A 20445-nucleotide genomic window follows, 5' to 3' on the forward strand; every position below is an offset into this window, starting at 1 on the left:
TCCCCGCCTACCCGGCAGCCCACTCGGCGGGCGACGACCACGCCCGCAGCACCCGCCCGCTGACGAAGCGGTGCTCCGTCCCCGTGACCGGATCGGTGAACTCCAGCCTCCGCGCGAGCAGTTGCAGCGGACGCCGGAAGTCGCCGGCCGGTACGGGGCCGGTCACCTCCGGGTACAGCGGATCGCCGAGGAGGGGCACGCCCAGGGCGCTCATGTGCACCCGCAGCTGATGCGTCTGGCCGGTGGCAGGAATCAGGCGGTACCGGCCGAGCCCGTCCCGCTCGCGGTGCTCGACCAGTTCCACCAGGGTCACCGCGTTCGGCTCGCCCGGCACCTCTCGCGCGGCCGGGATCCCGCGCTCCTTGACGATCCGGCTGCGCACGGTCCGGGGCAGGGCCAGACCGGGGACGTACGGGGCGACCGCCTCGTACTCCTTGCGGACCTGCCGGTCGCGGAACAGCGACTGGTAGGCGCCGCGATCCCCGGGCCGTACCGTGAACAGCACCAGCCCGGCCGTCAGCCGGTCCAGCCGGTGCGCCGCCGTCAGCGTCGGCAGCCCGAGTTCGCGCCGGAGGCGGGCCAGGGCGGTCTCGGCGACATGGCTGCCGCGCGGGGTCGTGGCGAGGAAGTGCGGCTTGTCCACGACGACGATCCGCTCGTCGCGGTACACGACCTCCAGCGGGAACGGCACCGGCACCTCGTCGGGCAGCTCGCGGTGGAACCACACGTACATTCCCGGCACATACGGGGTGTCGGCGGCCACCGACCGTCCGTCCGCGCCGACGACCTGTCCCGCGTCCAGCATCCCCGCGACCATCCCGGGGCCGGCCCCGCTGAGCCGCTCCACCAGATGCTCACCCACCGTGGCCCACGCCCCGCCGAGCGGCAGCCGCACCCGTACCGGATCCACCCCGTGACGCTGCGGCAGGGGTGAGGGCGGGGTGCGGGTCTTGCGTCTCATCAGGGGCTCAGGCCGCGGCCGCGCCGCCCTCCTGCTCCGCCTCGATGCGTGCGTTCCAGTCGCGCTTGGCGGCCTGCCAGCCGTCCTCGTTGTGACCCAGACGCCAGTAGCCGGAGATCGACAGGTCCTCGCGCGGGACGGCGAGCTCGACGCGCAGCAGCCGGCGCAGCTCCTTCACGAAGGCCGCCTCGCCGTGCACGAAGGCGTGCATCCGGCCCTCGGGGAACTCCAGCGCCCGTACCGCCTCGACCAGCGCCGCACCGACCGGCCGGTCACCGCGGTGCAGCCAGGTGACCGCCACGGCGGAGTCGATCTTCTGCTCCTCCTCGGGTCCGGAGACCTCCACGAGGGCGTGCGCCCTGACGCCCTCGGGCAGCGTCTCCAGGGCGCGGGCGATGGCGGGCAGGGCGCTCTCGTCACCGGCGAGCAGATGCCAGTCGGCGCTCACGTCCGGCGCGTACGCCCCGCCGGGGCCCATGAAGCGCACGGTCTCGCCCGGCTGGACGCGCGCCGCCCACGGCCCGGCCAGGCCCTCGTCGCCGTGGATCACGAAGTCGAGGGCGAGCTCGCGCTGTTCGGGATTCCAGGCGCGCACCGTGTACGTCCGGGTCACCGGCCACTGCTCGCGCGGGAACTCCGCACGGATCCGCTCCATGTCGAAGGGCTCGGGATAGGTCACGCCCCCGGCGGGGAACAGGAGCTTCACATAATGGTCGGTGCAGGTGTCCGCGGCGAAGTCCGCCAGACCCTCACCGCCGAGCACCACCCGCTGCATGTGCGGGGTCAGCCGCTCGGTGCGCACGACCTGGGCGGAATGGGGCTTCCGCGGCTTGCGTCCCGGACGTTCTGCCATGACGGCCTCCCGGCTCCTTTGGTTGGCGCTCCATTGGTTAGGTTCGCCTAAGTTAGCATCCGGAGCAAGTAAACACCCTTTCCTTCAGAGCTGGATGAGAGGGCACTGGGAGGCCACCGTGCGCGTCAGCCCCCCAGCGTCGTCAGCAGCCGCTGGAGGGAACCGCCCAGCCCCCAGCGCGCCGACAGCTCCTCCAGCCCCGCCGTGTCGCGCGGCCCGCGCGGCACTGCCGTGTCGACGTCCGGCAGGGGGACGTCGGCGGCGACCCGGACGACCGTCGGCGCGACGGCGACGTACGGGCGGGCCTCCTCCAGCCGCTTGCGCTGTGACGGCGTGAGCTTGGCCGCGGGGTCGTCGACCGCCGCCATGATCCCGGCCAGGTCGCCGAACTCGGTGAGCAGCTTGGCGGCCGTCTTCTCGCCGATGCCGGGCACGCCGGGCAGGCCGTCGCTCGGGTCGCCGCGCAGCAGCGCCAGATCCGCGTACCCGCTGCCGTCCACCCCGTACTTCTCGCGCAGCCACGCCTCGTCGGTCAGTTGCAGCGTGCCGACGCCCTTGAGCGGGTACAGCACCCGCACCCCGCGGGCGTCGTCCACCAGCTGGTACAGATCGCGGTCGCCGGTGACGATGTCGACCGGGCCCTTGGCGCGCGCGGTGAACGTGCCGATGACGTCGTCCGCCTCGTACCCCTCGACCCCGACCCGCGCGATGCCGAGCGCGTCCAGGACGGCCTCGATGACCGGCACCTGCGGGGAGAGCGTGTCCGGGACCTCTTCCTCGTCCGGTCCGGCCTCGTGCACCTCGGCGACCCGGTGCGCCTTGTAGGAGGGGATCAGGTCGACCCGCCACCGGGGCCGCCAGTCCGCGTCCATGCACGCCACCAGGTGCTCCGGCCGGTGGTCCTTCACCAGCCGGTCGATGAAGTCCAGCAGTCCGCGCACGGCGTTCACCGGCGTGCCGTCCGGCGCCCTCACCGAGTCCGGCACGCCGAAATAGGCGCGGAAGTAGAGGGAGGCGGTGTCGAGGAGCATCAGTCGTCCGGTCACGCCTCGCCATCATGCCGTACCGGACGGGTCTGTGAGCTGGCCCACTGTTGTGTTTGCCTCCAGAGGGCTGGGGCAGGCGCCGCCTCCGAGCGGAGATAGTTGCTCTTTTCAACGAGAGGTACGTGTGTCAGCCAGCCTTGAGGCCGAGCATCTGTACAAGGTGTTCGGCAGACGACCGGACAAAGCAGTGGAAAGACTGAGGCGGGGAGCCGACCGGGAGGAGTTGCGCGCCGACGGCACCACCGCCGCCGTGATCGACGCCTCCTTCACCGTCGACCCCGGCCAGATCTTCGTCGTGATGGGCCTGTCCGGATCCGGCAAGTCCACCCTGCTGCGGATGCTCAACGGTCTGCTGGAGCCGACCGCCGGGCAGGTCCGTTTCGGCGGCCGGGACCTGACCGCGCTCACCGACCGCGAACTGCGCGAGGTCCGCGCACGCAAGATCAGCATGGTCTTCCAGCACTTCGCGCTGTTCCCGCACCGCAGCGTCCGCGACAACGCCGCCTACGGCCTCGCCGTGCAGGGCGTGCCCCGCGCCGAGCGCGAGCGCCGCGCCGACGAGGCGCTCGCCCTGTGCGGCCTGGCCGGCTGGGAGGACTCCTGGCCCGACGAGCTGTCCGGCGGCATGCAGCAGCGCGTCGGCCTGGCCCGCGCGCTCGCCACCGACGCCGACCTGCTGCTGATGGACGAGTCCTTCAGCGCGCTCGACCCGCTGATCCGCCGCGACATGCAGGACCAGCTGCTGACGCTTCAGCAGACCCTCAAGAAGACGATCGTCTTCATCACCCATGACCTCAACGAGGCCATGCGCCTGGGCGACCGGATCGCCGTCATGCGCGACGGCCGGATCGTGCAGACCGGCACCGCCGAGGACATCCTGATCCGTCCCGTCGACGACTACGTCGCCTCCTTCACCAAGGACGTGGACCGCTCCCGCGTCCTGACCGCCGCCGCCGTCATGGACACCGAGCTGCGCGGCGACGAGGCGGACTGCGGCTGCCCGGCCGCCACGCCGGACACGCCGTTCACCGAGCTGTGCGCGCTCAGCGCCCGCCTCCCGCACCCGGTCGCGGTCCGCGACGACGCACGCACGCTCGTGGGCGTCGTACCGAGGCGGCGCCTCGTCGGCTTCCTCGCAGACGCGTTCCCCGGCGACGAGCAGGGCGAGCCCACCGTCTGCGACGGCGGTCAGGACGGGACGAAGAAGGTGACCGCCGGTGCCTAGGGTCCACCTCGGTGACTGGGTCGACTCCGGCGTCAACTGGCTGGTCGCCCATCTGTCCTGGCTGTTCGACGCGATCCGCGCGGTCGTGGAGGGCATGTACGACGGCATCGACGCCGTCCTGACCGCACCCCAGCCGCTGCTCCTGGCGGGCATCCTCGCGGTGCTCGCCTGGTGGCTGCGCGGCCTGGTCGCGGGGGTCCTCGCCTTCGCCGGGTTCGCGCTCGTCGACTCGCTCGACCTGTGGGACCGGGCGATGTCGACGCTCGCCCTGGTCCTCGTCGCCACGCTGATCGCCCTGGTGATCTCCGTGCCGCTGGGCATCTGGGCCGCCCGCTCCAAGGCGGTCAGCGCGGCCGTGCGCCCCGTCCTGGACCTGCTCCAGACCATGCCGTCGATGGTGCTGCTGATCCCGGCCATCCTCTTCTTCGGCCTGGGCACCGCCGCCGGCGTCATCGCCACGCTGATCTTCGCCCTCGCGCCCGGCGTCCGCATGACCGAGCTGGGCATCCGCCAGGTCGACGCCGAGCTGGTCGAGGCGGCCGAGGCGTTCGGCACCCCGCCCCGCGACATCCTGCTGCGCGTCCAGCTGCCGCTGGCGCTGCCGACCATCATGGCCGGCGTCAACCAGGTGATCATGCTGGGCCTGTCGATGGTCGTGATCGCCGGCATGGTCGGCACCGGCGGCCTCGGCGGCGCCGTCAACGAGGCCATCGGCCAGCTCGACATCGGCTTCGGCTTCGAGGCGGGCGTCGGCATCGTCGTCCTCGCCATCTACCTGGACCGGGTGACCGGCGCCCTCGGCACCCAGCTGTCGCCGCTCGGCCGCCGCTCCGCCGCGAAGGCCCGCGCGGCCGGCGGCACCAGGGTCTGGGCCCACCGCCCGCGCCCCGCGGTCGCGGTCGTCGGCGTGGTCGTGCTGGCCCTGGTGGCCGGCGGCATGGGGGTCTTCGGCTCCTCCGGCACCTCCCAGGCCTCCGCCACGGACGTCGGCAAGGGCAAGGAGGTCCGGATCGGCTACATCCCCTGGGACGAGGGCATCGCCTCCACGTACCTCTGGAAGGAGCTCCTGGAGGAGCGCGGCTTCAAGGTCACCACCAGCCAGTACGCCGCCGGCCCCCTCTACACCGGCCTCGCCACCGGCCAGCTCGACTTCCAGACCGACTCCTGGCTGCCCACCACCCACGCCGAGTACTGGAAGAAGTACGGCAAGCAGCTGGACGACCTCGGCAAGTGGTACGGCCCCACCTCCCTGGAGCTGACCGTCCCGTCCTACGTGAAGGACGTGAACTCCCTGGCGGACCTCAAGGCGCACGCCTCCGAGTTCGGCGGGAAGATCATCGGCATCGAGCCCAGCGCCGGCATGATGGGCCTGCTCAAGAGCAAGGTCCTCAAGGAGTACGGCCTGACGGGCGCGTACGAGGTCGTCGACGGCTCGACCCCCGCGATGCTCGCCGAGCTCAAGCGTGACTACGCCAAGAAGCAGCCGGTCGTCGTCACCCTGTGGTCGCCCCACTGGGCGTACAGCGACTACGACCTGAAGAAGCTCAAGGACCCGCGGGGCGCCTGGGGCAAGGGCGACGGCGTCCACACCATCGCCCGCAAGGGCTTCGCCGCCGACAACCCCGAGGCCGGCAGGTGGCTGCGGAACTTCTCCATGACGGAGCAGCAGCTCACCGGTCTGGAGGCGCAGATCCAGAAGGCCGGCAAGGGCAAGGAGCAGGACGCCGTCCGCACCTGGCTGAAGCAGCACCCCGGGCTGGTCGACAAGTGGGCCCCGGTCGCCGGCCAGGGGGCGAAGAGCCGGGCGGCCGGGTGACCTGACAGCACCCGCATCCGCTCGCGCGAGGGGTGGGCGGCACCGTTCCGGTGCCGCCCACCCCTCGTGGCGTACGAGGTGCGGTGGACGGCACGAGTCCGGACGCACCTACGGAAAGAATCCGGCCAACCACAGAGCGCTATGGTCTTGCCCAAACCTCGCCGTCCTCCCGGCCCGCGCCCCGGATGCGCCACTGTCGGCCAACTCCGCACTACACTCCGGGAGTTCACCATCCGGCAGCACGGCCCCGATCGGCGGCCCACGGAGGCTCGCGCGCTGGCGCGATCCATGGGGGTGACGCCGATCCCGGGTGACATCGATGTGACGGCCGCATGAAACGGTTTGCCGAACATGCGTAGGGTGCAGAGAAGTCATCAGAAGTGGTGCGCCCGATGCGGGGCACCCGGTCGGAATCGCGGCGAGCGAAGGAGGGAGCCGGAGCGATGGGCGACCACAAAGAACAGCAGCCCCTCCGGGTGGGCGCGGCCGTCCGGCGGCGCCGCCGCGCGCTGGAGCTCACCCTCGCCGTGGTGGCCGACCGCAGCGGCCTGTCGGTCCCCTTCCTGAGTCAGATCGAGAACGACCGGGCGCGCCCCAGCAGAAGCTCCCTGGAGAAGGTCGCCGACGCCCTGCGCACCACCGCCGTCGAGCTGCTCGCCGCCGCCGACCCGGCGTGCAGCGTGGACGTCGTCCGCGCCGAGGACACCGAGAACGGCTTCGACCCGCGGGTGCGCTCCCTGGTGCGCGGCCACCACCAACTGCACGCCTCGGAGTTCACCGGCGACCACGACGCCGGCCGCGAATTCCAGCACCGCAACGACGAGTTGATGTACGTCGCCGACGGCGCCGTGGAGATCGAGGCGGAGGGCCGCGCCTACCGCCTCGGCCGCGGCGACACCCTCTACCTGACCGGTGGCGTCCGCCATCGCTGGCGGGCCACGGTCCCCGACACCCGGGTGATCGTCGTCGCGGTGGCGGAACACATCGAGGCGGTCAAGGACCGCGCCCGTTAGGGTTCGCCGCGTGCGGGTCGTCTCCCTCGTGCCGTCGCTCACCGAGGCGGTGGCCGTCACGCTGCCCGGCGTCCTCGTCGGCGCCACGGACTGGTGCGGCCATCCGGCGGGCCTCGACGTCACCCGTGTCGGCGGTACGAAGAATCCCCGGCTCGACGGCATCGTCGCCCTCGCCCCCGACCTGGTGATCGCCAACGAGGAGGAGAACCGCGCGCCCGACCTCGACGCCCTGCGCGCGGCGGGACCGACGGTCCTGGTCACCGAGGTACGGGACGTACCGCAGGCCTTCCGGGAGCTGGAGCGGGTGCTGACCGCGTGCGGGGCGAGGGCCCGGCCGCGATGGCTGGACGAGGCCGAGGCGGCCTGGGCGGCGCCGCCGGTGCCGGACCGCCGTACGACCGCGGTCGTGCCGATCTGGCGGCGCCCCTGGATGGTGCTGGGCCGGGACACCTTCGCGGGCGACGTGCTGGCCCGGCTGGGCGTCGACCACCTGTACGCCCGCCACCCCGACCGCTATCCCCGCGTCCCCCTCGACGAACTGCGGGCCGCCGCCCCCGACCTGGTCGTCCTCCCCGACGAGCCGTACCGCTTCACGGCGGACGACGGGCCCGAGGCCTTCCCCGGCCTGCGCTGCGCGCTGGTCAGCGGGCGGCACCTGACCTGGTACGGGCCGTCACTGGCCGAGGCGCCACGGGTGCTGGCCGGGGCCCTGCGGGCAGCCGTCCGCTGACCAGCCCGCGCACCGTGCCGACGCCCGCCACGAGCCACGCGGCGACCAGCAGCGCGTACAGCCCGACCGCGAGGGCCTCGTAGGCGACGAGCCCGGTGTGCCGGGCCAGGACGGCGGAGCCGGTGACGCAGGTGCCCACCGGGAAGGTGAACGCCCACCAGGTCATCGCGAACCCCATGCCCCGCCGCCGGGCCCGCACCACGTGCGCGGTCGCGAGCGCCAGCCAGAGCAGCGCGAAGCCCATGACCGGCACCCCGTACAGGACGGCGAGGGCGCCGAAGCCCCGGCCGTAAGGGGCGGGCAGGACCCCGGGCGCGAGGTCGGCGATGTTGCCGACGGCGGTGGTGGACTGTCCGAGCGGCCCCAGCACCAGGAACAGCGTCGGGGTCAGCGCGAGGGGGAGCGGTCCCGCGGTGATCAGCCGGGCGAACACCAGCGGCAGCATCAGCAGCGTGGCCAGCAGACTCAGCCCGAACAGCGCGAAACACGCGAGCAGCAGCGTCTCCCGGGGCTGGCCCGGCGGCAGATGAGGCACCAGCTGCGGCCCGACCGCGGCCGACACCATGGGCGCGACCAGCGGCAGCAGCCACACCGGGCCGGCCTGACCCGGCTCGACGCGGTGGTGTACGGCCATGAGGTACGGCACGGCGACGGCGGCCGCCAGCCCGACGGCCGTCCCGGCCGTGAACAGCACGGCGTCGAGGGCCACCGCCCGCTCGGTGCCGATCCAGTCCCGGCCGACCGCCAGGGCGCCGCCGCCGACCGCCAGCAGGGCCATCGCGAGGCAGCCGTAGAACGGGACCGTCGCCGGGTCGAGGAGGTCGGCGCGGGCCTGGTCGCCGTGGTGGGCCCAGTGCAGGGCGCGGGCGGCGAGGAGGACCACCAGCATGACGAGCGAGAGGGCCCAGGCGCCGGCGCACAGCGGGCGCAGGCCCTCGACGCGGACGGGGAGCGCGGCGCCGGCGGTGCCCACCACCGCGGTGCCCATCACGGAGGCGTACCAGTTGGGGCCGAGGTGGCGGACTGCCGCTGGGGTGACCATGGACCCACGGTCGCGCGAGCGGAGGCCGACGACCAGGGAGTTCGCCTCTATGGCGGCATAAGCTGGTCTTATGAGCGAGGCGAGCGGTGCGGCGGAGGAACGACGAGGGGCCGGATCACTGGCGCACCGGGTGCCCGACCTGGGCGCGCTGGAGCTGCTGCTGGCGGTCGCGCGGCTGGGCAGTCTCGGGGCGGCGGCCCGGGAGGTCGGCATCACACAGCCCGCGGCCAGCAGCCGGATCCGGTCGATGGAGCGCCAGCTGGGCGTGGCCCTCGTGGACCGCTCGCCGCGCGGCTCCCGGCTGACGGACGCGGGCGCCCTCGTCACCGACTGGGCCCGGCGGGTGGTGGAGGCGGCGGAGGCCTTCGACGCGGGCGCGCAGGCGCTGCGGGACCGCCGGGACTCACGGCTGCGGGTGGCGGCGAGCATGACCATCGCCGAGTACCTGCTGCCGGGCTGGCTGATCGCGCTGCGCACCCGGCGGCCCGACACCGCGGTGTCGCTGCTCGCCGGGAACTCGGCCGCGGTGGCCGAGCGGCTGCTCGCGGACGAGGCCGACGTCGGCTTCGTGGAGGGCCTGTCGGTGCCGTCCGGCCTGGACTCCGCGGTGATCGCCCACGACCGGCTGATCGTGGTGACGGCACCCGCCCATCCCTGGGCCCGCCGCCGGCGCCCCCTGGCGGCACAGGAGCTGGCGTCCACCCCGCTGATCCTCCGGGAGAAGGGCTCCGGCACCCGCCAGGTCCTGGACGCCGCCCTGGGCGGCCTGGCCCGCCCGCTGATCGAGCTGTCCTCCACCACCGCGGTCAAGGCCTCGGCGGTCAGCGGCGCGGGCCCCGCGGTGCTGAGCGAACTCGCGGTGGGCGACGAACTCTCCCTGCGCCGGCTCGTCAGCATCCCGGTGGACGGCGTCGCCCTCCGGCGTGACCTGCGCGCCGTCTGGCCGACGGGCCACCGCCCGGTGGGCCCCGCCCGCGACCTCCTCTCCCTGACCCGCTCCCGCCCCGCCCACCCGGCCTGAAGTACCCGCTGCGCACCGCCGGAGGGATGCCATCCCTCCGCGCGGTCAGCGGCGCGATGCCGCCCGCGTTCGCCCCGACGGTGACGTCCGCGCGGTGCGCGCCACGGCCGGGCAGCAGGTCCTCGCCTTCCTGGGCGAACGCAGGCGAGGCGTGGGCGGGGCGCACCGGCAGACGAGGGTGAGTCCGCCGGCGCACCCCCGGTGGAAAACCGTTGGCGCGGCCGCGTTGGCACTCGCCACCATGGCCCGCATGGCCTCCACCGCCCCGCCCGCCACCGGCGTCCGTACTCCCTGGGAAGGACTTCCCGAGGCCGTCACGGACGCCGTCGCCGAGCTGCTCGGGGCGGCTGTGGTGGACGCCGTGACCCAGCCGGGGGGCTTCTCGCCCGGTGTGGCCGCCCGGGTCCGTACCGCCGGGGGCCGGCGGGCCTTCGTGAAGGCGGTCAGCGCGGACGCCAACCCGCACAGCCCGTCCATGCACAGCGCCGAGGCCCGCAACGCCGCCGCCCTCCCGGCGACCGTGCCCGCGCCCCGCCTGCTCGGCACGTACGGCGACGGCACCTGGGTCGCCCTCGTCTTCGAGGACGTCGCCGGGCACCAGCCCCACGTCCCGTGGCGGCCGGCCGAGCTGCGGCTGGTCCTCGACGCCGTCGGCGAGCTGAGCCGCGGCCTCACCCCGTCGCCGGTCGCCGCCCCGCCCGTCGCCGAAGCGATGGCCGGCGGCTTCGGCGGCTGGCGGCAACTGCTCGACGGGGCACAGGGCGATGTCACCGGGCGGCTCGACCCGTGGGCCGTCTCCCGGCTGCCCGAGCTCGCCGAGCTGGCCGACGCCTGGCCCGGGGCCGCGTCCGGTGAGACGCTCGCCCATGGCGACCTGCGTGCCGACAACATCCTCCTCACCGGCGAGGAGAACGGCCACGGCGTCGTCTTCGTCGACTGGCCGCACGCCGTGCGCGCCGCGCCGTGGTTCGACCTGCTGGTGATGCTGCCGTGCGTGCGGGCCCAGGCCGGACCGGATCCGGAGGAGCTGTTCACCGCGCATCCGGTGGGCCGGGACGCCGATCCGGCCGCGGTCACCGCCACCCTGGCCGCCCTCACCGGCTACTTCCTGAGCCACTCGCTCCAGCCCCCGCCCCCGGGCATCCCCACGGTCCGTGCCTTCCAGCGGGCGCAGGGAGAGGCGGCCCTGACGTGGCTCAGGAAGCGGCTCGCCGCAGGCTCAGGTGCGCTGCGGGGCTGACGAGCCGGACGCCGCCCGGATCAGCGCCCGTACGACCCGGAGGTCCTCGCCCATCTCCGGATGCCACTGCACGCCCAGCACCCAGCCGGCGGACGGCAGTTCCAGGGCCTCCACCGTGCCGTCGGCCGCGTACGCCGAGGGGACGAGGCCCTCGCCGAGGCGGTCCACGGCCTGGTGGTGGTAGGTCGGCACGGTCGTCTCCTCCGGCACGGCCTCGGCGTACAGGGTGCCCGGAACCGGCTTGACCGGGTGGCCGCCGAACACGCCGACCACCTCCGCGTGCCCGTCGAGGTGCTGCACGAGCGTGCCGCCGAGGGCCACGTTCAGCAGCTGCATGCCCCGGCAGACGCCGAGCAGCGGAACGCGCGCGGCCAGCGCCGCGTCGATCAGGGCGAGTTCCCAGGCGTCCCGCTCGGGCGCGGGCGGGCCCGTGCGCGGGGAGCGTTCGGCACCGTAGCGGGCGGGGTCCACGTCCGGGCCGCCCGCGACGACCAGGCCGTCCAGCCGGGCCACCGTGGCCGCCGCGTGCGCGGGGTCGTCCGGCGGGAGCATCGCGGCCAGTCCTCCGGCGCGCTGCACCAGACGCGGATAGGCGGCGGGCAGCAGGGCGGCCTCCAGCTCCCAGACGCCCCAGCGCGCCCCCGTCTCCAGGTACGTGCTCACACCGATCAGCGGTCGTCCGGTCACGCGGGCCTCCCAGCGATCCAATGGTTCACGTGCACACCTTTGCAGAGCCCGCTCAGGCCAGAAAGCCCCGCAGCAGCGCCGCCGTCCCCGCGCAGTGCTCCCGCATCATCTCCCGCGCCCCGTCCGCGTCCCCTTCCAGCACCGCCTCGACGAGCGCGGTGTGCTGCCGCTGAGAGTGCTCCAGGTTGCGGACCAGCAGCGGGATGCAGTCCAGCAGGTCGTTCACCGTCGCCCGGACCGCCGCGTACCGCGCGGTCAGGCTCGGCGAGCCGCACAGCTCGGCCAGCGTGAGGTGGAGCAGGGTGTCCAGCCGGCGGTAGTCGGCGAGCGGCGCGTCGTGCGTACGGGCCAGCGCCCCGCGCAGCCGGTCCGCCTGCGCACCGGTCAGCCCGTGCGCGGCGCACAGCCCGGCCGCGCCCACCTCCAGCACCTCACGGAAGCGGAGCACGTCCTCGATGTCGACCTCGGCGATCCGCCGCCGCAACTCGTCCTCGCCGCCCACGTCCGTGCGCGGCAGCACGAACGTGCCGCCGTACCGCCCGCGCCGGGACTCCACCAGGCCCTGGTCCTGGAGCACCTTCAGCACCTCGCGCAGCGTCACCCGGCTGATGCCCAGCCGCTCCGCCAGTTCCCGCTCGGCGGGCAGCCGATCCCCGCCCGGCACCAGGCCGAGCCGGACCACCTGGAGGATCTGCTCCAGCGCCTCCTCGAAGCCGTTGCCCGCCCGCACCGGCCGCAGCACCGGCGTGAGCCGGTCGCCGAGACCGCCGTCGGCATCCACTGACATCCGGCCGCGCCCCCTTCCCAAGCAATGGTTCTCGGCAATACCTTATGGCTCCCGGCCCGGCCGAAGAAGCGCGAAGAAGCGCGAAAGAGCGCGAAGAAGCCTGAGGAGGCTCTCCCGTGGCAGACCGCACACCCCCGCTCGGCGTCGAGGAACTGCACGCCCTCGTCGCAGGCGGTGAGATCGACACTGTCGTCCTGGCCTTCCCCGACATGCAAGGGCGGCTCCAGGGCAAGCGGTTCGCCGCCCGCTTCTTCCTCGAAGAGGTCCTCCAGCACGGCACCGAGGGCTGCAACTACCTCCTCGCCGTCGACACCGAGATGAACACCGTCGACGGCTACGCCATGTCCTCCTGGGACCGCGGGTACGGCGACTTCGCCATGCACCCCGACCTGTCCACCCTCCGCCGCGTCCCCTGGAACGAGGGCACGGCCATGCTGATCGCCGACCTCGCCTGGAACGACGGCTCCCCGGTGGTGGCCGCCCCGCGACAGATACTGCGCCGGCAGTTGGACCGGCTCGCCGAGCTCGGCTACACCGCGCAGGTCGGCACCGAGCTGGAGTTCATCGTCTTCAAGGACACCTACGAACAGGCCTGGGACGCCGGCTACCGCGGGCTCACCCCCGCCAACCAGTACAACATCGACTACTCGGTCCTCGGCACCGGCCGCATCGAGCCGCTGCTGCGCCGCATCCGCAACGAGATGGCCGGCGCCGGCCTGACCGTCGAGTCCGCCAAGGGCGAGTGCAACCCCGGCCAGCACGAGATCGCCTTCCGCTACGACGAGGCCCTCGTCACCTGCGACCAGCACGCCATCTACAAGACAGGCGCCAAGGAGATCGCCGCCCAGGAGGGCATGTCCCTCACCTTCATGGCCAAGTACAACGAGCGCGAGGGCAACTCCTGCCACATCCACCTCTCCCTCGCCGACGCCGACGGCACCAACGCGATGGCCGGACCCGAGGGGATGTCCGAGGTCATGCGCCACTTCCTCGCCGGACAGCTCGCCGCGCTCCGCGACTTCTCCCTGCTCTACGCCCCGAACATCAACTCCTACAAGCGCTTCCAGTCCGGGTCCTTCGCGCCCACCGCGGTCGCCTGGGGCCACGACAACCGCACCTGCGCCCTCAGGGTCGTCGGCCACGGCCGCTCCCTGCGCTTCGAGAACCGGCTGCCCGGCGGCGACGTCAACCCGCACCTGGCGGTGGCGGGACTGGTGGCGGCGGGGCTGTACGGCATCGAGCAGAAGCTGGAACTGCCCGACGCCTGCCCCGGCAACGCCTACACCGCCGACTTCGCGCACGTGCCCACCACCCTGCGGGAAGCCGCCGATCTCTGGGAGAACAGCCCGATCGCGCGGGCCGCCTTCGGCGACGAGGTCGTCGCGCACTACCGCAACATGGCGCGCGTCGAACTCGACGCCTTCGACGCCGCGGTCACCGACTGGGAGCTGCGCCGCTCCTTCGAACGCATGTGAAAGGTCATCACGTGTCCGACCCGCACGAGCTGAAGGTCCTCAACCCCGCCACCGAGGAGGTCGTCGCCACCGTCCCCGCCGCCACGGCGGAGGACGTGGACGCCGCCGTCGTACGCGCCGCGCGGGTCCAGACGCGGTGGGCCGCCCTCCCGCCCGCCGACCGGACCCGGCTGCTGCGCCGCTTCGCCGACACCGTCGACGCCCATGTCGAGGAACTGGCCCTGCTGGAGGTCCGCGAGGCCGGCCACACCGTCGGCAACGCCCGCTGGGAGGCCGGCAACGCCCGCGACCTGCTGCTGTACGCGGCCGGCGGCGCCGAACGCCTGCTCGGCAGGCAGATCCCGGCCCCCGGCGGCTGGAACGTCACCTTCCACGAACCCCTCGGCGTCGTCGGCGTGATCGCCCCCTGGAACTTCCCCATGCCCATCGCCGCCTGGGGCTCCTTCCCGGCCCTGGCCGCGGGCAACGCCGTCGTCCTCAAACCCGCCGAGACCACCCCGCTCACCGCCCTCCGCCTGGCCGAACTGGCCCTGGAGGCGGGCCTGCCCGAGCACCTGTTCCAGGTGCTCCCCGGGTACGGCCACACCGCGGGACGCGCCCTGGTCGACCACCCCGACGTCGCCAAGATCGTGTTCACCGGCTCGACCCGCACCGGCCGCGAGGTCATGGAGCGCTGCGCCCGGCTGGTCAAGCCGGTCACCCTGGAACTCGGCGGCAAGAGCCCGAACATCGTCTTCGCCGACGCCGACCTCAAGTCCGCCCTCGACCCCTTCTCCTTCCTGGACAACTCCGGCCAGGACTGCTGCGCCCGCACCCGCATCCTCGTCCAGGAGACGGTGTACGACGCGGCCCGCGACTTCCTCGCCGACGCGCTGGCCGCCGTGGTCGTGGGCGACCCGGCCGACGAGAGGACCGGGATGGGCCCGCTGATCTCCCGTCAGCAGCTCGACCGCGTACGGTCCTACGTCCCCGAAGCCGCCCCTGCCCTGCGCGGCAGCGCACCGGACGGGCCCGGCTTCTGGTTCCCGCCGACCGTGCTCACCGGCGAACGGCCCGACTCCGCCGCGGCCCGCGAGGAGATCTTCGGCCCGGTCGCCGTCCTCCTGCCCTTCACCGACGAGCAGGACGCGATCCGCCTCGCCAACGACACCCCGTACGGCCTCTCCGGCTCCGTCTGGACCCGCGACGTCGGCCGCGCGCTGCGCGTCTCCCAGGCCGTCCGCGCGGGCAACCTGTCCGTCAACTCCCACTCCAGCGTCCGCTACTGGACCCCGTTCGGCGGATTCAAGCAGTCCGGCCTCGGCCGCGAACTCGGGCCCGAGGCCCTGACCGCCTTCACCGAAACCAAGAACGTCTTCATCAGCACGGAGGCCTGAGCCGCACATGACCGCAGACAACATTTGCCGCCGCCTGGTCGGCCGCACCGCCGTCGTCACCGGAGCCGGCAGCGGCATCGGCCTCGCCACCGCACGCCGGCTCGCCTCCGAGGGCGCGCACGTCGTGTGCGGCGACGTGGACGAGACCCGGGGCAAGGCCGCCGCCGAGGAGGTCGGCGGACTCTTCGTGAAGGTCGACGTCACCGACCCCGAGCAGGTCGAGGCCCTCTTCAAGGCCGCCCACGACACCTACGGCAGCGTCGACATCGCCTTCAACAACGCCGGCATCTCCCCGCCGGACGACGACTCCATCCTGGAGACGGGCCTGGAGGCCTGGAAGCGCGTCCAGGAGGTCAACCTCACCTCCGTCTACCTGTGCTGCAAGGCCGCCATCCCCTACATGCGCAGCCAGGGCAGGGGCTCCATCATCAACACCGCGTCCTTCGTCGCCCGCATGGGCGCGGCCACCTCGCAGATCTCCTACACCGCCTCCAAGGGCGGCGTCCTCGCCATGTCCCGCGAACTGGGCGTGCAGTTCGCCCGGGAGGGCATCCGCGTCAACGCCCTCTGCCCGGGCCCGGTCAACACGCCCCTCCTCCAAGAGCTGTTCGCCAAGGACCCCGAGCGGGCCGCCCGCCGCCTGGTGCACATCCCGGTCGGCCGGTTCGCCGAGGCCGAGGAGATCGCCGCCGCCGTCGCCTTCCTGGCCAGCGACGACTCCTCCTTCGTCAACGCCACCGACTTCCTGGTGGACGGCGGGATCTCGGGCGCGTACGTCACCCCGCTCTAGGACGTCACCGGGCGTTCCCGGCATACCGGGGCGCGGGTCACAGGAACGTGTGGCCCTCGCCCCGGTACGTCGGCGCCGTGGCCGTCACCGCGTCCCCCTCGATCAGGTGCAGGACGTCGAACCGCTCGCACAGCTCACCGGCCTTCGCGTGCCGGAACCACACCTTGTCGCCGATCAGCAGGTCGTCGGCGGGCGAGCCGAGCAGCGGGGTCTGCACCTCGCCGGGCCCCTCCTGAGGGTCGTACCGCAGTCCCTCCGGCAGGTACGGCACCGGCAGCCGGTCGGGGCCAGGAGCGCCGGAGGCGGGATAGCCGCCGCCGAGCACGGTGACGACGCCCACCCCCGGCCGCCGTACCACCGGCATGGCGAAGAGGGCGGCGGGGCGGCCGGTGAACGAGGTGTAGTTGTCGAACAGGCGCGGCACGTACAGCCCCGAACCGGCCCCGATCTCCGTGACGGAGGATTCCGCCGCGGTGTGCTGCACACTGCCCGTGCCACCGCCGTTGACGAACTCCAGCTCGGGCGCCACCGCCCGGACCGCCCGCACCACCGCGGCCCGCCGCTCGGCGAGTTCCCGGCGGGCGGTGGCCTGCATCAACCGGACGGCGCGGGACCGGAAGGGGCGGCCCGCGACCGCGTCCCCGACCCCGGCGATGTGCCCCTCGTACGCCATGATCCCCACCAGCCGGAAACCCGGCCGCCGGCTCACGGCCCGCGCCAGGTCGGCCACCTGGGCGGGGGAGTGCAGCGGCGAACGGCGCGCCCCCACCCGCACCCGCCCGCCGAGCAGCTTCAGCGAGGTGTCCAACTCCAGGCAGACCCGCACCACTTCACGGCCACCGGCACGGGCGGCGTCGATCAGATCCAGCTGGGCGAGGTCGTCGATCATCACCGTGACGGCGGCGGCGAGCTTGGGATCGCCGGCCAGCTCCGCGTAACCGGTCCGGTCGACGGACGGGTAGGCGAGCAGCACGTCGTCGAAGCCGGAGCGGGCGAGCCACAGGGACTCGGCCAGCGTGAACGACATGATGCCGGCGAACCCGTCCTTCGCCAGCACCCGCTCCAGCAGGGCCCGGCAGCGCACGGACTTGCTGGCCACGCGGATCGGCTTGCCGCCGGCCCGCCGGACGAGATCGTCCGCGTTGGCGTCGAAGGCGTCCAGGTCCACGATCGCGAGAGGGGCGTCGAGATGGGCGGTGGCCCTGTCGTAACGGGCCCGGTCGGAGGCGCGCGCAGTCATGCACGAAGCCTGCCAGACAGGATTACCGCAGGGTAGGGGGACGTTCCGGGCAGAAGCCCCGGGCTCGTGGACTGGTTCCCGTTCGACCGTGGTCAAGCCGTAGAGTGACGCGCACACGCACAGTGGAACCACCCCGGCCGCTTGCTCCGCACCGGGATGCCGGTCCACGCGTGCGGGTATGCGTAATGGCACGAGGAAGCGGGGGGTGCATGAGCACGGAAGCGCGGCACGCCCCCATCCCGCCACGCCCCTCCCACAACCCCACCCCGCCGGGCGCCGACGCCCCGGAAGGGGAGTCGGCGACGGCCGAGGCGGCCCCCGGCCGCACCGAGCCCGGTGACACTCCTGCGGCCGCGCGTCCGACGTCGGGCAACGCTTCGTCCGGTTCACCCGGGCGTCCGCCGGCCGGTGACGGCCCCTCCGCTTCGCGTCCGGCGAGCGGTGGCGCTCCGTCCGGTTCGCGTGCGGTGGACGGGAGCACGGGTTCGGGTGCGCGGGTGACGGGCGGCGGCGCGGCTTCGGGGTCGCGGGTGGCGGGCGGTACCGGCGGTGCCTCCGCGGGGGCGCGTACGGTGGCCGGCGACGGCTCCTCCGGCACGCGTACGGCGACCGGCGGGGCGCCTGCCGGCGTGCGTCGGCCGAGTCCGCCGGTGCGGCCGAACTCCGGTGCGCCGGGGGACGGGAAGGCGACCCGTCCCGGCTCGGGCGGGCCGGGCTCGCGGCCCGATTTCCCCTATGTCCGTCCCGCCTTCGCGGCGCGGCACCCCAGCCCGACGGCCCCACCGGCCCCCACGGCCCCGCCCCCACCCGCCTCCGCCCGCTTCCCCGACGCCCCGCCGACCGCAGGCCGTGAGCCGCGCGAGACCGGCACCCCCGCGGCGGACCGAATCCCGTCCCGGCCCGGTCACCGCCCCACCGTGCCGCCCCGGCCGGCCCGCCCCCCGGCCGAAACCCCCTCGGAGACGACTGCCCGGCTGCGCCGGATCCTGTCGGCGACGAAGCCCGACGCGGTGAGTGGTGACACGCCCCGCGCGGCCGCCCAGGACACGCGCACCCCGACCGTGACGGCGCCCGTACCGACCCCCGACCCGGCCCTCTCCTGGAGCGCGGCGGTACCGGCCGTCGTGACGTTCGGGCAGGCCGAGGGGTACGACGAGCGCGGGCGGCCCCGGCCGCTGGGCGCGCGGGTGGGGCCCCGCACCGCCGCTGCCGCCGCCTGTTTCGTCCTCGGACTCGGGCTCATCGGCGGTGCGGTGACCGGGAGTTGGCTCACCGGGGACGGCGGGAGCACCGGGCCCGGGACCGGCTACGCCGCGGCCGCCGACCTGTGGCACAGCGTGCCCGTCGACGACCTCTTCCCGCCCACCGTGGAGGGCACCGGCGCGGGCCCCGGCGGCGCCGACCGCACCTGGACGCGGATCGCCGTCGCCCCGGACAGCGGCTGCGCGGACGCCTTCGACCCGCTGCTCAGGAAGGCGCTCGCCCCCGTCGGCTGCCGGCGGCTGCTGCGGGCCACCTACACCGACGCCACCCAGAGCTACGTCACCACCGTCGGCCTGCTCTTCACCAAGGCCGACCCGGCCGCCATGAGCTCCCTGGCCCGCCGCTTCCAGAGCGAGGGCCTCGGCGGCCGGACCGACCTGATGCCCCGCCCGTACGCCGCGAAGGGCACCGTCGCCGCGGCCTTCGGCGACAAGCAGCGCGCCTCCTGGTCCATCTCCGTCCTCACCGACGCCCCGGTGGTCGCCTACGCCGTCTCCGGCTGGGCCGACGGCCGCACCGTCGACGACCCGCAGCCCGCGGCGGAGGCCATACGCTCCGGCGCCACCTCGGCCCCCGCCCAGGCGGGACTGGGCAACGAGGCGCAGGGCCTGGCCGACCGCATCGAACGGCGCCTGCGCAAGACCGTCAGCTCGGCCTCGGAGAGCCCCTCATGAACCGTAGGACCGGTGCGGCCCTGAGCCTTCTCCTCGCCGGCTCGATCGCCCTCCTGCCGTCCACCGCGGCGTACGCCGACGGCATCCGCGCCCAGCAGTGGGCCCTGTCGGCGATGCACACCCAGGAGGCCTGGCGCACCACCAAGGGCAAGGGCATCACCGTCGCCGTCCTGGACACCGGCGTCGAGGACGACCACCCGGACCTGGTGGGCAACGTCCTGCCCGGCAAGGACATGATCAAGTTCGGCGCCCAGCGCGGCGACCGCGCCTGGGCCCGGCACGGCACCGCGATGGCCGGCATCATCGCCGGTCACGGACACGGACCCGGCAACGGCGACGGCGTCATGGGCATCGCCCCCGAGGCGAAGATCCTCCCCGTCCGCGTGATCCTGGAGGACGGCGACTCCGCCCGCGGCAAGGCCCGCGCCACCCGCGGCAACGCCCTCGCCGAGGGCATCCGCTGGGCCGCCGACCAGGGCGTCGACGTCATCAACCTCTCCCTCGGCGACGACTCCGCCTCCGCCCACCCCGAACCCAGCGAGGACGAGGCCGTCCAGTACGCCCTGAACAAGGGCGTCGTGGTCGTCGCCTCGGCCGGCAACGGCGGCAAGAAGGGCGACCACATCTCCTACCCGGCCGCCTACCCGGGCGTCATCGCCGCGACCGCCGTCGACCGCTACGGCACCCGCGCCGACTTCTCCACCCGCCGCTGGTACGCGACGGTCAGTGCCCCCGGCGTCGACGTCGTCATCGCCGACCCGGACCACAAGTACTACGAGGGGTGGGGGACGAGCGCGGCCTCCGCCTTCGTCTCCGGCGCCGTCGCGCTGGTCAAGGCCGCCCACCCCGGCCTGACCCCGGCCCAGACGAAGAAGCTGCTCGAAGACACCGCCCGGGACGCCCCCAGCGGCGGCCGCGACGACTCCCGCGGCTTCGGCATGATCGACCCCGCGGCCGCCATCAAGGCCGCCGCGAGCCTCGAGCCGGAGGGCATACGGGCCGCGTCCCACGGCGAGAAGTACTTCGGCTCGGGCCCGGACAGCGCCGAGGCCACCGGCGGCGCGTCCAGCTGGGCGGGACCGCTGGCCGGCAGCACCGGCGGGGTGCTCCTGGTGGCGGCGGGCGTCCTGTGGCGGCGCCGCCGCGAGGAGCGGGACCCAGGACGGTTGGACGGCTAGGCGGCTGTACGGCTAGGCGGCTGTACGG

General features: G+C 73.9%; 17 protein-coding genes and 1 pseudogene. 11 read left to right on the plus strand and 7 right to left on the minus strand.

Features of this window, described 5'->3' with window-relative positions; all coding sequences use genetic code 11:
- Positions 1-7: 7 nt before the first annotated feature.
- The 3 genes and pseudogenes from ABZ915_RS19945 to ABZ915_RS19955 form a co-directional block, all read right to left on the minus strand.
- Positions 8-961 (minus strand): RluA family pseudouridine synthase, encoded by a 954-nt coding sequence (locus tag ABZ915_RS19945; protein ID WP_361804402.1) that lies wholly within the window; start codon positions 959-961, stop codon positions 8-10.
- A 7-nt stretch (positions 962-968) separates the two neighbouring features.
- On the minus strand, positions 969-1814 hold the full coding sequence (locus ABZ915_RS19950) for a siderophore-interacting protein (protein WP_361804405.1): 846 nt from the start codon (positions 1812-1814) through the stop codon (positions 969-971).
- Positions 1815-1939: 125 nt separating this feature from the next.
- A pseudogene (locus ABZ915_RS19955) lies at positions 1940-2873 on the minus strand (5'-3' exonuclease).
- A gap of 111 nt (positions 2874-2984) precedes the next feature.
- On the opposite strand from ABZ915_RS19955, the gene ABZ915_RS19960 reads away from it, so the two are divergent.
- The 4 genes from ABZ915_RS19960 to ABZ915_RS19975 all read left to right on the plus strand — a co-directional run bounded on the left by ABZ915_RS19960 (position 2985) and on the right by ABZ915_RS19975 (position 7644).
- Positions 2985-4085 carry a glycine betaine/L-proline ABC transporter ATP-binding protein gene (locus ABZ915_RS19960; RefSeq protein ID WP_361804408.1) on the plus strand — a complete coding sequence of 367 codons (1101 nt, stop codon included), beginning with the start codon at positions 2985-2987 and terminating at the stop codon, positions 4083-4085.
- Positions 4078-5901: an ABC transporter permease/substrate binding protein gene (locus ABZ915_RS19965; protein WP_361804411.1), complete on the plus strand. Its 1824-nt coding sequence runs from the start codon at positions 4078-4080 to the stop codon at positions 5899-5901. Before ABZ915_RS19960 ends, ABZ915_RS19965 begins: the two co-directional genes overlap by 8 nt.
- Positions 5902-6344: 443 nt before the next feature.
- Complete coding sequence (locus tag ABZ915_RS19970; protein WP_361804414.1) at positions 6345-6914, plus strand: XRE family transcriptional regulator; 570 nt, start codon at positions 6345-6347, stop codon at positions 6912-6914.
- Positions 6915-6924: 10 nt separating this feature from the next.
- Positions 6925-7644: a helical backbone metal receptor gene (locus tag ABZ915_RS19975; protein WP_361804417.1), complete on the plus strand. Its 720-nt coding sequence runs from the start codon at positions 6925-6927 to the stop codon at positions 7642-7644.
- Here the strand turns inward: ABZ915_RS19975 and ABZ915_RS19980 are convergent.
- A complete protein-coding gene (locus ABZ915_RS19980) occupies positions 7556-8686 on the minus strand; it encodes a TDT family transporter (protein WP_361804420.1) in 1131 nt (376 codons plus the stop codon). The genes ABZ915_RS19975 and ABZ915_RS19980 overlap by 89 nt on opposite strands.
- Before the next feature lie 70 nt (positions 8687-8756).
- Here ABZ915_RS19980 and ABZ915_RS19985 point away from each other — a divergent pair, with 70 nt between their 5' ends.
- Positions 8757-9707, plus strand: a complete 951-nt coding sequence (locus ABZ915_RS19985; RefSeq protein WP_361804423.1) for a LysR family transcriptional regulator — start codon at positions 8757-8759, stop codon at positions 9705-9707.
- A gap of 250 nt (positions 9708-9957) precedes the next feature.
- On the plus strand, positions 9958-10947 hold the full coding sequence (locus ABZ915_RS19990) for an aminoglycoside phosphotransferase family protein (RefSeq protein ID WP_361804426.1): 990 nt from the start codon (positions 9958-9960) through the stop codon (positions 10945-10947).
- Here the strand turns inward: ABZ915_RS19990 and ABZ915_RS19995 are convergent.
- On the minus strand, positions 10927-11634 hold the full coding sequence (locus ABZ915_RS19995; RefSeq protein WP_361804429.1) for a gamma-glutamyl-gamma-aminobutyrate hydrolase family protein: 708 nt from the start codon (positions 11632-11634) through the stop codon (positions 10927-10929). The two genes, ABZ915_RS19990 and ABZ915_RS19995, sit on opposite strands and share 21 nt — an antisense overlap.
- A 52-nt stretch (positions 11635-11686) precedes the next feature.
- Positions 11687-12421 carry an FCD domain-containing protein gene (locus ABZ915_RS20000; RefSeq protein WP_361804432.1) on the minus strand — a complete coding sequence of 245 codons (735 nt, stop codon included), beginning with the start codon at positions 12419-12421 and terminating at the stop codon, positions 11687-11689.
- Between the two features lie 116 nt (positions 12422-12537).
- Between ABZ915_RS20000 and ABZ915_RS20005 the strand changes: the two genes are divergently transcribed.
- Genes ABZ915_RS20005 through ABZ915_RS20015 form a run of 3 tightly spaced genes read left to right on the plus strand, consistent with a single transcriptional unit; the run spans position 12538 to position 16062 of the window.
- Complete coding sequence (locus ABZ915_RS20005; RefSeq protein ID WP_361804435.1) at positions 12538-13896, plus strand: glutamine synthetase family protein; 1359 nt, start codon at positions 12538-12540, stop codon at positions 13894-13896.
- Positions 13897-13907: 11 nt separating this feature from the next.
- A complete protein-coding gene (locus tag ABZ915_RS20010; RefSeq protein ID WP_361804438.1) occupies positions 13908-15272 on the plus strand; it encodes an aldehyde dehydrogenase family protein in 1365 nt (454 codons plus the stop codon).
- Between the two features lie 7 nt (positions 15273-15279).
- Positions 15280-16062, plus strand: coding sequence for a 3-oxoacyl-ACP reductase (locus ABZ915_RS20015; RefSeq protein WP_361804441.1), 783 nt, complete (start codon positions 15280-15282; stop codon positions 16060-16062).
- A 37-nt stretch (positions 16063-16099) separates the two neighbouring features.
- Here ABZ915_RS20015 and ABZ915_RS20020 read toward each other — a convergent pair whose 3' ends face one another.
- Positions 16100-17302, minus strand: a complete 1203-nt coding sequence (locus ABZ915_RS20020; protein ID WP_361804444.1) for an amino acid deaminase/aldolase — start codon at positions 17300-17302, stop codon at positions 16100-16102.
- A gap of 209 nt (positions 17303-17511) precedes the next feature.
- Here ABZ915_RS20020 and ABZ915_RS20025 point away from each other — a divergent pair, with 209 nt between their 5' ends.
- Together ABZ915_RS20025 and mycP are read left to right on the plus strand one after the other, a co-directional pair.
- Complete coding sequence (locus ABZ915_RS20025) at positions 17512-19239, plus strand: hypothetical protein (RefSeq protein WP_361804446.1); 1728 nt, start codon at positions 17512-17514, stop codon at positions 19237-19239.
- Positions 19236-20417, plus strand: a complete 1182-nt coding sequence (gene mycP, locus ABZ915_RS20030; protein ID WP_361804449.1) for a type VII secretion-associated serine protease mycosin — start codon at positions 19236-19238, stop codon at positions 20415-20417. Before ABZ915_RS20025 ends, mycP begins: the two co-directional genes overlap by 4 nt.
- Positions 20418-20445 lie beyond the last annotated feature (28 nt).

This window comes from Streptomyces sp. NPDC046915, from assembly GCF_040644935.1.
In the GTDB taxonomy this organism is placed as follows: Bacteria; Actinomycetota; Actinomycetes; order Streptomycetales; family Streptomycetaceae; genus Streptomyces.

Excerpts from the sequence above, each read along its gene's own strand:
- ABZ915_RS20000 (WP_361804432.1), bottom strand. The coding sequence starts at position 12,421 with ATGTCAGTGGATGCCGACGGCGGTCTCGGCGACCGGCTCACGCCGGTG.
- ABZ915_RS19985 (WP_361804423.1), top strand. The coding sequence starts at position 8,757 with ATGAGCGAGGCGAGCGGTGCGGCGGAGGAACGACGAGGGGCCGGATCA.
- ABZ915_RS20025 (WP_361804446.1), top strand. The coding sequence starts at position 17,512 with ATGAGCACGGAAGCGCGGCACGCCCCCATCCCGCCACGCCCCTCCCAC.
- ABZ915_RS19970 (WP_361804414.1), top strand. The coding sequence starts at position 6,345 with ATGGGCGACCACAAAGAACAGCAGCCCCTCCGGGTGGGCGCGGCCGTC.
- ABZ915_RS19945 (WP_361804402.1), bottom strand. The coding sequence starts at position 961 with ATGAGACGCAAGACCCGCACCCCGCCCTCACCCCTGCCGCAGCGTCAC.
- ABZ915_RS19980 (WP_361804420.1), bottom strand. The coding sequence starts at position 8,686 with ATGGTCACCCCAGCGGCAGTCCGCCACCTCGGCCCCAACTGGTACGCC.
- mycP (WP_361804449.1), top strand. The coding sequence starts at position 19,236 with ATGAACCGTAGGACCGGTGCGGCCCTGAGCCTTCTCCTCGCCGGCTCG.
- ABZ915_RS20015 (WP_361804441.1), top strand. The coding sequence starts at position 15,280 with ATGACCGCAGACAACATTTGCCGCCGCCTGGTCGGCCGCACCGCCGTC.
- ABZ915_RS19990 (WP_361804426.1), top strand. The coding sequence starts at position 9,958 with ATGGCCTCCACCGCCCCGCCCGCCACCGGCGTCCGTACTCCCTGGGAA.
- ABZ915_RS19950 (WP_361804405.1), bottom strand. The coding sequence starts at position 1,814 with ATGGCAGAACGTCCGGGACGCAAGCCGCGGAAGCCCCATTCCGCCCAG.
- ABZ915_RS20020 (WP_361804444.1), bottom strand. The coding sequence starts at position 17,302 with ATGACTGCGCGCGCCTCCGACCGGGCCCGTTACGACAGGGCCACCGCC.